The organism is Streptomyces sp. DT2A-34, assembly GCF_030499515.1.
GTDB lineage: Bacteria > Actinomycetota > Actinomycetes > Streptomycetales > Streptomycetaceae > Streptomyces.
This window is the reverse complement of the sequence record NZ_JASTWJ010000001.1, coordinates 7,667,312-7,679,388: the sequence shown is the minus strand read 5'-3', so window position 1 is coordinate 7,679,388 and position 12,077 is coordinate 7,667,312. Positions and strand designations below refer to the sequence as shown.

General features: G+C 70.7%; 7 protein-coding genes. 3 read left to right on the top strand and 4 right to left on the bottom strand.

The genetic code is table 11. From position 1 onward, the window contains the following. Nucleotides 1–104: 104 nt before the first annotated feature. Nucleotides 105–830, bottom strand: coding sequence for a VWA domain-containing protein (locus tag QQM39_RS34245; RefSeq protein WP_302001434.1), 726 nt, complete (start codon nt 828–830; stop codon nt 105–107). A 146-nt stretch (nt 831–976) separates the two neighbouring features. Here QQM39_RS34245 and QQM39_RS34240 point away from each other — a divergent pair, with 146 nt between their 5' ends. After that, nucleotides 977–1,945: a rhomboid family intramembrane serine protease gene (locus tag QQM39_RS34240; protein WP_302001433.1), complete on the top strand. Its 969-nt coding sequence runs from the start codon at nt 977–979 to the stop codon at nt 1,943–1,945. 266 nt (nt 1,946–2,211) lie between these two features. Here the strand turns inward: QQM39_RS34240 and QQM39_RS34235 are convergent, their stop codons facing one another. From QQM39_RS34235 to QQM39_RS34225, 3 genes are all read right to left on the bottom strand, one after another. Beyond that, a complete protein-coding gene (locus tag QQM39_RS34235; protein WP_302001432.1) occupies nt 2,212–3,672 on the bottom strand; it encodes a glutamate synthase subunit beta in 1,461 nt (486 codons plus the stop codon). Then, nucleotides 3,665–8,263, bottom strand: a complete 4,599-nt coding sequence (gene gltB, locus QQM39_RS34230) for a glutamate synthase large subunit (protein WP_302003828.1) — start codon at nt 8,261–8,263, stop codon at nt 3,665–3,667. Before gltB ends, QQM39_RS34235 begins: the two co-directional genes overlap by 8 nt. A gap of 372 nt (nt 8,264–8,635) precedes the next feature. Next, entirely contained in the window at nt 8,636–9,367 is a 732-nt protein-coding gene (locus QQM39_RS34225) for a VIT1/CCC1 transporter family protein (protein ID WP_302001430.1), read from the bottom strand. Nucleotides 9,368–9,638: 271 nt separating this feature from the next. On the opposite strand from QQM39_RS34225, the gene QQM39_RS34220 reads away from it, so the two are divergent. Both QQM39_RS34220 and QQM39_RS34215 read left to right on the top strand, forming a co-directional pair. Next, nucleotides 9,639–10,706 (top strand): ADP-ribosylglycohydrolase family protein, encoded by a 1,068-nt coding sequence (locus tag QQM39_RS34220; protein ID WP_302001429.1) that lies wholly within the window; start codon nt 9,639–9,641, stop codon nt 10,704–10,706. After that, nucleotides 10,703–12,076, top strand: a complete 1,374-nt coding sequence (locus tag QQM39_RS34215; protein WP_302001428.1) for an ADP-ribosylglycohydrolase family protein — start codon at nt 10,703–10,705, stop codon at nt 12,074–12,076. The genes QQM39_RS34220 and QQM39_RS34215 overlap by 4 nt, the downstream gene beginning before the upstream one ends. Nucleotide 12,077: the final 1 nt, after the last annotated feature.

Genomic DNA, 12,077 nt, shown 5'->3' with positions numbered 1-12,077 from the left:
GGTTACACGGGCGTACCGGCTGAGCCAACGGGGCGAGCAGACGGCCGACGGCAACCCGTCGCCGGGAGATCCACCCGGCCGGGTGATCCGCACCGCCGGGTGAGTCAGGTCGGCCGTACGATCCCCCGCGCCCGCGCCGCCGCCAGCCACTGCGGGAACTCCCCGACCAGGCGGTCGTACAACTCGGCGTCGGCGACGGTCCGCGGATCCGAGCCGGCGTGGAAGAAACCGGCGTTGTCGACCACCCGCTTGTCCGGCACCGCCAGCTCGTCGAGCTTGCGCAGGAAGTCGAACTGCCGGCTGGTCGCGTCCCCGAAGCCGATGAACTGCCAGAACAGCGGGAGCGGAGCCGCTTTGCACAGGTACCGTTCCGCGGCGAGCTTGTTGATGGGCCCACCGTCGGTCTGGAAGACGACCAGGGCGGGGTCCTTCGGCCCGCTGTCCAGGTAGTGGTCGATGACGGCGTCCATGGCGAGGTGGTAGCTGGTCTTGCCCATGTGTCCGAGGCCGGCCACGATCCGCTCGATCCGCCCCTGATGGTCGGCCAGGGCGATCTCGGTGACGGCGTCGACGTCGGTGGAGAAGAACACCACCGGCACGGTCCCGTCGTCGTCGATGTGCGCCGACAGCCCGAGCACCCGGTCGGCCAGCGCCTGCACGCTGCCGTCCTTGTAGTACGGCTTCATCGACCCGGAGTAGTCGACGACCAGATAGACCGCGGCCCGCACCCCGTCCAGCCGGTGCTTGCGCAGCGACTCCCCGGCGCTCTTGTACAGGCTGACCAGCGCGGGCGCGGTCTCCTCGACCTTGCTGAGACTGATCGCGGCCATATGCTCTCCCCCTCGTGCATCGTGCGGCTGCCGAGGCTACGGCACCATGGGCCCCGCCTCTCCCTCCACCCACAGGTGTTCGCTATTTTGTTCGCCGCCGTCCCCACCGGCTCACCGTTCGTCCCGTCCCCATCGAGGAGCCGGCTGTGGAGCCCGAGTCCACCCCATCCGAGTCCACCCAGCCCCAGTCCACCCAGCCCGAGTCCACCCGGCCCACCGTCACGACCTGCTATCGCCACCCCAAGGTGGAGTCCCACGTCCGCTGCACCCGCTGCGACCGGTACATCTGCCCGGACTGCATGCGGGAGGCGGCCGTCGGACACCAGTGCGTGGAGTGTGTGAGGGAGGGCGCGCGGTCGGTGCGGCAGGCCCGCACGCTCGTGGGCGGACGGATCGCCGCGACGCCTCTCGTGACCTCCGTGCTCATCGGGCTCAACGTCCTCGCCTATCTGGCCGAGGTGGTGCGCCCGGAGATCCTGGACCGGTTCGCGATGCTCAGCGCCCGGCTGGTCGGGCCGGACGGCGGCTACTACCTCTACGAGCCCGGCCACCCGTCGGACTTCCACGCCGAGGGAGTGGTCGCCGGACAGTGGGACCGGCTGCTGACCAGCGGGTTCCTCCACACGCCGCCGACGGAGGGCACCTTCGGGCTGCTGCACATCGTGATGAACATGCTCTCGCTGTGGCAGCTCGGCCGGGTCGTGGAACCCATGCTGGGCCGGGTCCGGTACATCGTGCTCTACCTGCTGGCGACGCTGGGCGGTTCGGTGTTCGAGCTGCTGCTCACCGACGCGCACGTGGAGTCGGTCGGTGCGTCGGGCGCGATATTCGGCCTCGGCGCCGCGTACTACGTCCTCGCCCGCCGGATCGGCGCGGACATGCGCACGGTCAATCGCTTCATGACGTTCCTGCTGCTGTGGCTGCTGCTCTCCGCGGGCCTCACCTCCTGGCAGGGCCATCTCGGCGGACTGCTGACGGGGGCCGCGGTCACGCTCGCCTACGCCTACGCCCCGCGCGGGCCGCGCCAGGCCCTGATCCAGGCGGCCGCCTGCGTGGGCGTACTGGTGCTGCTGGCGGTGGTCGCGGTCGCGAAGGTCTCGGAACTGACGGGCTGAGGATCGGCCCAGGCAGACGTATCGGCGTCCTGCGCTTCGCGGCCGTCCCCGTCGCCGTCGCCGCGGTCGTCTGATTCCTGGTCCCCTCGGACCCCGCCCCCCGAGGGCCTGGCCCCCGGTCTTACGGCGGCCTGGACGGCGGAGGAGTACAAGCGGCGGCGCCCGCCCAGTCGTCCGGTCGGGGACTGTGGGCAGGCGCCGTCTGTGTTCCGTACGCCGTTGTACGGGACGTTTTTTGAGTGGCCGTCAGGTCACTTGTCGAGCCGTCAGACCATCAGCGAGCGGTCGGTCGGCCGGATCGGCGCCGGCAGCTCGCTGGCGCCGGTCAGGAAGCGGTCGGTGCCGCGGGCGGCCGAGCGGCCCTCCGCGATCGCCCACACGATCAGGGACTGGCCGCGGCCCGCGTCACCGGCGACGAAGACGCCCGGGACGTTGGTCTGGAAGTCGGCGTCGCGGGCGATGTTGCCGCGCTCGTCGAGCTCCAGGCCGAACTGCTCGACCAGGCCGTTCTCGCGGTCGGTGCCCGTGAAGCCCATGGCGAGGGTGACCAGCTGGGCGGGGATCTTGCGCTCGGTGCCCGGCTTCGGGGTCAGCTTGCCCTCGATGAACTCGACCTCGGTGAGGTGCAGCCACTGGACGTTGCCGTCCTCGTCGCCCTCGAAGTGGGTGGTGGAGACGGAGTAGACCCGCTCGCCGCCCTCCTCGTGCGCGGACGTGACCTTGTAGAGCATCGGGAAGGTCGGCCACGGCTGGTGCGCGGCACGGTCCTCGCTCGGCCTGGGCATGATCTCCAGCTGCGTCACCGAGGCCGCGCCCTGGCGGTGGGCGGTGCCCACGCAGTCGGCGCCGGTGTCGCCACCGCCGATGACCACGACGTGCTTGCCCTCGGCCGAGATCGGGGGCGTCACGAAGTCGCCCTCCTGGACCTTGTTGGCCAGCGGCAGGTACTCCATGGCCTGGTGGATGCCCTTGAGTTCGCGGCCGGGGACCGGGAGGTCACGGGCGGTCGTCGCACCGGCGGCGATGACGATGGCGTCGTACCGCTTCTTCAGGTCGGTCGCCTTGAGGTCGCGGCCGATCTCGATGCCGGTACGGAAGCGGGTGCCCTCCGCGCGCATCTGCTCGATACGGCGGTTGATGTGCCGCTTCTCCATCTTGAACTCGGGGATGCCGTACCGGAGGAGGCCGCCGATACGGTCCGCGCGCTCGTAGACGGCGACGGTGTGGCCGGCCCGCGTGAGCTGCTGTGCGGCGGCGAGACCGGCGGGGCCGGACCCGATGACCGCGACGGTCTTGCCGGACAGGCGCTCCGGGATCTGCGGCGCGACGTCACCGCTGTCCCACGCCTTGTCGATGATCGAGACCTCGACGTTCTTGATGGTGACGGCCGGCTGGTTGATGCCGAGCACGCACGCCGACTCACAGGGGGCCGGGCAGAGGCGACCGGTGAACTCCGGGAAGTTGTTGGTCGCGTGCAGGCGCTCCGACGCCGCCTCCCAGTCCTCGCGGTAGGCGTAGTCGTTCCACTCGGGGATCAGGTTCCCCAGCGGACAGCCGTTGTGGCAGAACGGGATGCCGCAGTCCATGCAGCGGCTGGCCTGCTTGCTGATGATCGGCAGCAGGGAGCCGGGGACGTAGACCTCGTTCCAGTCCTTCAGGCGCACGTCGACGGGACGGGACTTGGCGACCTCGCGGCCGTGGTTGAGAAAGCCCTTGGGATCAGCCATTGGTCGCCGCCTCCATCATCTTCTCGGTGATCTCGGTCTCGGAGAGACCGGCTCGCTCGGCGGCGTCCTTGGCGGCGAGCACTGCCTTGTACGTGCTGGGGATGATCTTGCTGAAGCGGTCCACGGCGGTGTCCCACTCGGCGAGCAGCTTCTCGGCGACCGTGGAGCCGGTCTCCTCCTGGTGGCGGCGCACCACGTCGTGCAGCCACTGCTTGTCGGCGTCGTCCAGAGCCTCTACGGCGTTCACGTTGCCGACATTGACGTTGTCGCGGTCGAGGTCGATGACGTACGCGATACCGCCGGACATACCGGCCGCGAAGTTGCGGCCCGTCTCGCCGAGGACCACCGCGTGACCGCCGGTCATGTACTCGCAGCCGTGGTCGCCCACGCCCTCGGAGACGACCGTCGCGCCGGAGTTGCGGACACAGAACCGCTCACCCGTACGACCGCGCAGGAACAGCTCACCGCCGGTCGCGCCGTACGCGATCGTGTTGCCCGCGATCGTCGAGTACTCGGCGAGGTGGTCCGCGCCCCGGTCCGGGCGGACGATGACACGGCCGCCGGAGAGGCCCTTGCCGACGTAGTCGTTGGCGTCGCCCTCCAGGCGCAGCGTGACACCGCGCGGGAGGAAGGCACCGAAGGACTGGCCCGCCGAGCCGGTGAAGGTGATGTCGATGGTGTCGTCGGGCAGGCCCGCGCCACCGAACTTCTTCGTCACCTCGTGGCCGAGCATGGTGCCGACCGTGCGGTTGATGTTGCGGATCGCGACCTGGGCGCGCACCGGCTGGGCGTCGGTCGCCGAGTCGGCGGCGAGGGCGTCGGCGGCGAGCTTGATCAGCTCGTTGTCGAGCGCCTTCTCCAGGCCGTGGTCCTGCTCGATCAGCTGGTGGCGCACCGCGCCCTCGGGCAGCGCCGGCACGTGGAACAGCGGGGCCAGCTCCAGACCCTGCGCCTTCCAGTGGTCGACCGCGCGGGTCACGTCGAGCGCCTCGGCGTGGCCGACGGCCTCCTCGATGGTGCGGAAGCCCAGCTCGGCGAGGATCTCGCGGACCTCTTCGGCGATGAACTGGAAGAAGTTCACGACGTACTCGGCCTTGCCGGAGAACCGGTCGCGGAGCGTCGGGTTCTGGGTGGCGATGCCGACCGGGCAGGTGTCCAGGTGGCAGACGCGCATCATGACGCAGCCGGAGACGACGAGCGGCGCGGTCGCGAAACCGAACTCCTCGGCGCCGAGCAGCGCGGCGATCACGACGTCACGACCGGTCTTCAGCTGGCCGTCGGTCTGCACGACGATGCGGTCGCGCAGGCCGTTGAGCAGCAGCGTCTGCTGGGTCTCGGCGAGGCCGAGCTCCCAGGGACCACCGGCGTGCTTCAGCGAGGTGAGCGGGGAGGCACCCGTACCACCGTCGTGACCGGAGATCAGGACGACATCCGCGTGCGCCTTCGACACACCCGCGGCGACCGTGCCGACGCCGACCTCGGAGACCAGCTTGACGTGAATCCGCGCCTGCGGGTTCGCGTTCTTGAGGTCGTGGATCAGCTGGGCCAGGTCCTCGATGGAGTAGATGTCGTGGTGCGGCGGCGGGGAGATCAGGCCCACGCCCGGCGTCGAGTGACGCGTCTTGGCGACCCACGGGTAGACCTTGTGGCCGGGCAGCTGACCGCCCTCACCGGGCTTGGCGCCCTGGGCCATCTTGATCTGGATGTCGTCGGCGTTGACCAGGTACTCGGAGGTGACACCGAACCGGCCGGAGGCGACCTGCTTGATGCTCGACCGGCGCGCCGGGTCGTACAGACGCTCCGGGTCCTCGCCGCCCTCACCGGTGTTGGACTTGCCGCCCAGCTGGTTCATGGCGATGGCGAGGGTCTCGTGCGCCTCCTTGGAGATGGAGCCGTACGACATGGCGCCGGTGGAGAAGCGCTTGACGATCTCGCTGGCCGGCTCGACCTCGTCGATGGAGATCGGCTGCCGGTCCGACTTGAAGCCGAAGAGCCCGCGGAGCGTCATCAGCCGCTCGGACTGCTCGTTCACGCGGTCCGTGTACTTCTTGAAGATGTCGTAGCGGCCGGTGCGCGTGGAGTGCTGGAGACGGAAGACCGTCTCCGGGTCGAACAGGTGCGGCTCGCCCTCACGGCGCCACTGGTACTCGCCGCCTATGTCGAGGGCGCGGTGCGCGGGCGCGATGCCGGAGGCCGGGTACGCCTTGGCGTGGCGGGCGGCGACCTCCTTGGCGATGACGTCGATGCCGACGCCGCCGATCTTGGTGGCCGTGCCGTTGAAGTACTTCTCGACGAAGGCGTCGTCGAGACCGACGGCCTCGAAGACCTGGGCACCGCGGTAGGAGGCGACCGTCGAGATGCCCATCTTGGACATGACCTTCAGCACGCCCTTGCCGAGGGCGTAGATCAGGTTGCGGATGGCCTGCTCGGCCTCGATGTCCGAGAGGAAGGTGCCCGCGCGGACCAGGTCCTCGACGGACTCCATCGCCAGGTACGGGTTGACGGCGGCGGCGCCGTAGCCGATGAGCAGGGCGACGTGGTGGACCTCGCGGACGTCACCGGCCTCGACCAGCAGGCCCACGTGGGTGCGCTGCTTGGTGCGGATGAGGTGGTGGTGGACGGCCGCGGTGAGCAGCAGCGACGGGATCGGCGCGTGCTCGGCGTCCGAGTGGCGGTCCGACAGGACGATCAGCCGGGCGCCGTTGTCGATGGCGGCGTCGGCCTCGGCGCAGATCTCCTCGATGCGCGCGGCGAGGGCGTCACCGCCGCCGTGCACCCGGTACAGGCCGGAGAGGGTCGCGGCCTTGAAGCCCGGCATGTCGCCGTCGGCGTTGATGTGGATGAGCTTGGCCAGCTCGTCGTTGTCGATCACCGGGAACGGCAGCGTGACGCTACGGCAGGACGCGGCCGTCGGCTCCAGCAGGTTGCCCTGCGGGCCGAGGGAGCTCCTGAGCGAGGTGACGAGCTCCTCGCGGATGGCGTCCAGCGGCGGGTTGGTGACCTGCGCGAACAGCTGGGTGAAGTAGTCGAAGAGCAGACGCGGGCGGTCGCTCAGCGCGGCGATCGGCGAGTCGGTGCCCATCGAACCGATCGGCTCGGCACCGGCCTTGGCCATCGGCGCGAGGATGATGCGCAGCTCCTCCTCGGTGTAACCGAAGGTCTGCTGGCGGCGGGTGACCGAGGCGTGGGTGTGCACGATGTGCTCACGCTCGGGCAGGTCGGACAGCTCGATCTCGCCGGCCTCCAGCCACTCCGCGTAGGGGGCCTCGGCGGCGAGCTGCGCCTTGATCTCGTCGTCCTCGATGATGCGGTGCTCGGCGGTGTCGACGAGGAACATCTTGCCGGGCTGCAGGCGGCCCTTGCGGACGACCTTGGCGGGGTCGATGTCGAGGACGCCGACCTCCGAGCCGAGGACGACGAGGCCGTCGTCGGTGACCCAGTAGCGGCCGGGGCGCAGGCCGTTGCGGTCGAGAACGGCGCCGACCTGGGTGCCGTCGGTGAAGGTGACACAGGCCGGGCCGTCCCAGGGCTCCATCATCGTGGAGTGGTACTGGTAGAAGGCGCGTCGGGCCGGGTCCATGGAGTCGTGGTTCTCCCACGCCTCCGGGATCATCATCAGCACGGAGTGCGGCAGGGAGCGGCCACCGAGGTGGAGCAGCTCCAGCACCTCGTCGAAGGACGCGGAGTCGGAGGCGTCCGGCGTGCACACCGGGAAGATGCGCTCGAGGGCCTTGTCGTCGGCGCCGAGCAGGTCGGAGACGAGCTGCGACTCGCGGGCGACCATCCAGTTGCGGTTGCCCTTGACGGTGTTGATCTCACCGTTGTGCGCGACGAAGCGGTACGGGTGCGCGAGCGGCCACGACGGGAAGGTGTTCGTCGAGAAGCGCGAGTGGACGAGGGCGACGGCCGAGCCGAAGCGGCGGTCGGACAAGTCCGGGAAGAAGGGCTCCAGCTGACCCGTGGTCAGCATGCCCTTGTAGACGATCGTGCGGGCCGACAGCGACGGGAAGTAGACACCGGCCTCGCGCTCGGCGCGCTTGCGCAGCACGAAGGCCTTGCGGTCGAGGGCGATGTCCTTCGAGGAACCGTCCGCCACGAAGACCTGGCGGAAGACGGGCATCGTCGACCGGGCGGTGGCGCCCAGCAGCTCGGGGGCGACGGGAACCTCGCGCCAGCCGAGAACCGTCAGCCCCTCCTCGGACGCGATCGTCTCGATCTGCGAGACGGCGTCCTGGGCCCCGTCCTCCGGCAGGAAGGCGATACCGACGGCATACGCACCGGCCTCGGGCAGTTCGAATCCGGCCACCTCCCGGAAGAAGGTGTCGGGCACCTGGGAGAGGATGCCGGCGCCGTCACCCGAGTCGGGCTCGGAGCCGGTGGCACCGCGGTGTTCCAGGTTGCGCAGAACGGTCAGCGCCTGCTCGACCAGCGCATGGCTCGCCTCGCCGGTGAGGGTGGCCACGAAGCCGACGCCACAGGCGTCGCGCTCGTTGCGGGGGTCGTACATACCCTGCGCAGCAGGGCGAGCATCCATGAACGACCAGTTCTGGCCATTCGCGGAGTGCTGGGACGGCTGGCGCGGCGTACGCATCGGCTCTCCCGTCGTCGTCATGTGGCATATGCAAGGTGCCGAGGGACGACGTTGGCCCTCTGCGTGATCGCAAAATTTCGTGCAGGTTACATGATGGAACGGTTCTCGGGAACCGGGATAACCCGTTCCAACATGCGGACGCCACGCGCTTGCGTAGGTGGTTCCGCGCACATGGCTTGAAGTATGTGGGGGACCGAGCGTGACAGGTCTATGCCCGTCGGTCCGAGGGCGGAGGAGGCGGCGTCGCCCACCCCGCGAGTGCGCCGCAGGCGTCATTGCCCGCAGCGCTTACGGCTCATGCCCGGTGGTTAAGCATTCGAAACCAGCGAGTAACGGCTACTTATGCGGCCCAACGCATAAGTTCCAGCCGAACTATCCTACGGCCGTTCCGAACAAGCTGCCCAGGGCGTACGTCACACCGGCCGCGGCACCACCGAGCGTGAGCTGCCGCAGTCCGCTGAACCACCAGGTCCGCGCGGTCACCTTGGCCACGACCGCACCGCACAGGAAGAGCCCGGCGAGCGCGAGCAGCACCGCCGGCCACAGCGCGGTGGCGCCGAGCAGATACGGCAGTACGGGCAGCAGGGCCCCCAGCGCGAACGACCCGAACGACGACACGGCCGCTACCAGCGGCGAGGGCAGATCGCCGGGGTCGATGCCGAGCTCCTCGCGGGCATGTATCTCCAGGGCCACCTCGGGATCACGGGAGAGCTGCTCGGCGACGGCCTGCGCGAGCTTCGGCTCGACACCCCGAGCCTCGTAGAGCGCCGCGAGCTCGGCCTCCTCGTCCTTGGGGTGCTTTCTCAGCTCCCGCCGCTCGACATCCAGCTCGGCCTCGACGAGCTCGCGCTGCGAGGCGACGGAGGTGTACTCGCCGGCGGCCATGGAGAAGGCGCCGGCCGCGAGCCCGGCGAGCCCGCTCAGCACGATGGTCTGGTGACCCACGGCCCCGCCCGCGACGCCGGTCATCAGGGCGAGGTTGGAGACCAGACCGTCCATCGCGCCGAAGACGGCGGGGCGCAGCCAGCCGCCGTTCACATCCCGGTGCGTGTGGTTGTCACGGTGCGCCTCGTGCAGCGGCGCTTCGGTCTCGATGATGGCCATGAGGGTCCCCCAGGAAGCTCAGGTAAGGCTGTCTTTAGACAGTTTCTACTCTTGGACAGCACTCAATCTACGCCCGGAAATTCCGCCCCGCCAGCAAGGAAAGGCTGGGCTAACCTGCGGTTTTCCCTAGAACGCTCATTCGTAGCTGGCCCCGCACAGATGTCGACTGGGTGACACTGAGGCCTTCGAGGCTCTGGTCAACCGCCGACGGTGGGACACATCCGCAAAGGGCTCCGCGCCCTGGGCGGAGCCCCCGGAGGAGAGGCCGCGCATGCCATCCATCGCCTGCATTCCCTCGGTCCCGGCGCCCGGGGACGCCGCCGAACTCCGCGACCGGGCACGCGGCGCGATGCTGGGCCTGGCGGTCGGCGACGCGCTGGGCGCCCCGGCGGAGAACATGAAGCCCTCCGAGATCCGCGCCCGCTGGGGCCGCATCACGGGATTCGTCACCGACAACCCGGCCGGCACGGACGACACCGAGTACGCGATCTTCTCGGGCCTCCTCCTCGCCCGCCACGGCTCGGCTCTCACCCCCGCCCATGTGGAGACGGCGTGGCACGAGTGGATCGCGGACCGTTCGGAAGGCCCCTTCCGGGGCGCCGGTTTCAGCGAACGCGGCACGCTGGAGAACCTCCGCCGCGGCCTCGCGGCCCCCATCTCGGCCCAGCACCGCCACGCCTGGAGCGACGGCCTCGCCATGCGGGCGGCCCCCTTCGGCGTCTTCGCGGCGGGCCGCCCGGCCGAGGCGGCCCGCCTGGTGGCCATCGACGGCTCGGTGAGCCACGACGGCGAGGGCATCTACGGCGGCCAGGCGGTGGCGGCGGGCGTGGCGGCGGCGATGGCGGGGGCGCCGACGATCGCGGTGGTCGCGTCAGCCCTGGCGGTGGTCCCGGACGACTCCTGGACGGCCCGTTCCCTGCGCCGCGCCGTGGCGGTGGCCCACCGCGGCGAACGCGCGGTCCGCTCCGCGGTCGTGATCGGCGGCTACCCCTGGACCGACCTGGCCCCCGAGGCGGTCGCGCTGGCCTTCGGGGCGTACGCGGCGGCGGACGGCGACTTCGTCCAGGCGGTCCTCACGGCCGTGAACATGGGCCGGGACGCGGACACGACGGCCGCGGTGGCGGGGGCGCTGGCGGGTGCGACGCAGGGGGCGACGGCGATCCCGACGGAGTGGGCGGCGGCGATCGGGCCGGCGCGGGGGAGCTGTCTGCCGTCGATGGCCGGGCATCACGTGCTGGACGTGGCGGAGTTGCTGGTGCCGGGGGAGGACAGGAAATGGGTGACGGGGGGGCTCACAACGGCTGAGGCGCCGACGCCACGCACCGGAGCCCGACGATGACCCCGCCCACCCCATGGGACGAGGGCACCCCGACCACAACCGCCCCCGAAGCCGAGCCCACGCTGCTCACACAGCCGCCCGAACCCACGGCCGCGGACGGCACGACTCTCACACAACCGAACGAGCCCGCGACCGCCGACGGCGAGCACGGCCCACTGGGGCCACCCGCACGCGAGGACGAGAGCCGCACGGTCGGTGCGGGTGGGAAACGACCGGCCGAAGGCGGAGCCGAGGCCGGCACGGCGCACCCCCCGGAGGGCAACCGCGTCGAAGGCCTCCTGCTGGGCCTGGCCGCAGGCGACGCCGCCGGCTGGCCCGCCGCCCGCCACAGAGCCGCCCGCATGCCCGACTGGACCCGCCGCCTCACCCGCGAACTCGACACCTTCGCCGAGCAGAACGCAACCACCACCCTCCCCGTCCCCATCGCCCTCAACCAACCCCCCGAACCCCTTCGCCTGGGCCCCTCCGACGACGCGGAATGGGCGGCCTTCGCAGCCGAAGCGGTTCTACGAGCCGGCGACGACACCGCCTTGGGCGACCTGAGCCGAGAACGCCGCACCCGAACCGCGATCGACCTGACCTGGACCGCCGTAGCCGACGAAGTCGCCGCCGCGGCGGACCGCGCCCCCGAGGTCGAGTCGGCCATCCTCCCCCTGCGCGCCCGCATCTCCGTCCGCGCCGGCCTCGGCAACCTCGCCACCGGCCTGCGCCCACCCGCCACCGGCCACGACAACCCGCACTACTTCGACGACGCGGCCTGCGTAAGGGCCTGTGTCCTCGCCGTAGCCCACCCCGGCGACCCCCGCGCCGCCGCCGACCTCGCCGAGTTCGACGCCCGCTACACCCAGGACGGCGACGGCGTACACGGCGCGAGGGCGATGGCGGCGGCCCTCGCGCTGGCCCTGACCGGCGCGGACACCGCGGCCTGCGTGGCAGCGGCACTCACCGAACTCCCCGAGGAAACGGAGATCGGCCGCAACGCCCGCCACGCGCTGAAGCTCGCCCAGGCCGCCGACAGCGCCTTCGCCCTGATCCCCCTCCTCGAGCACCAAATCGTCGACCACGTCTACAGCTACGGCATCGCGGCAGCGGAAACGGTTCCGGTCGCCCTGGCCCTCGCGGTCGCCGCAGAGGGCCGTATCGCCGAAGCGGTCCCCGCCGCCGCGTGCCTCTCCCGGGTCGCGGACTCGGCGCCGGCTCTGGCGGGCGCGCTGACAGGCGCACTAGGCGGCGGTACGGCGATCCCGGCGTCCTGGCGCGACACCTGCCGCACCCTCTCCGGTTGCGTACTCCCCCGGCTCACCGGCACGGACCTGGTCGAACTCGCCGAACTCCTGGAAGCCACGCAACCGGCCCGACCAGGAGGATGAT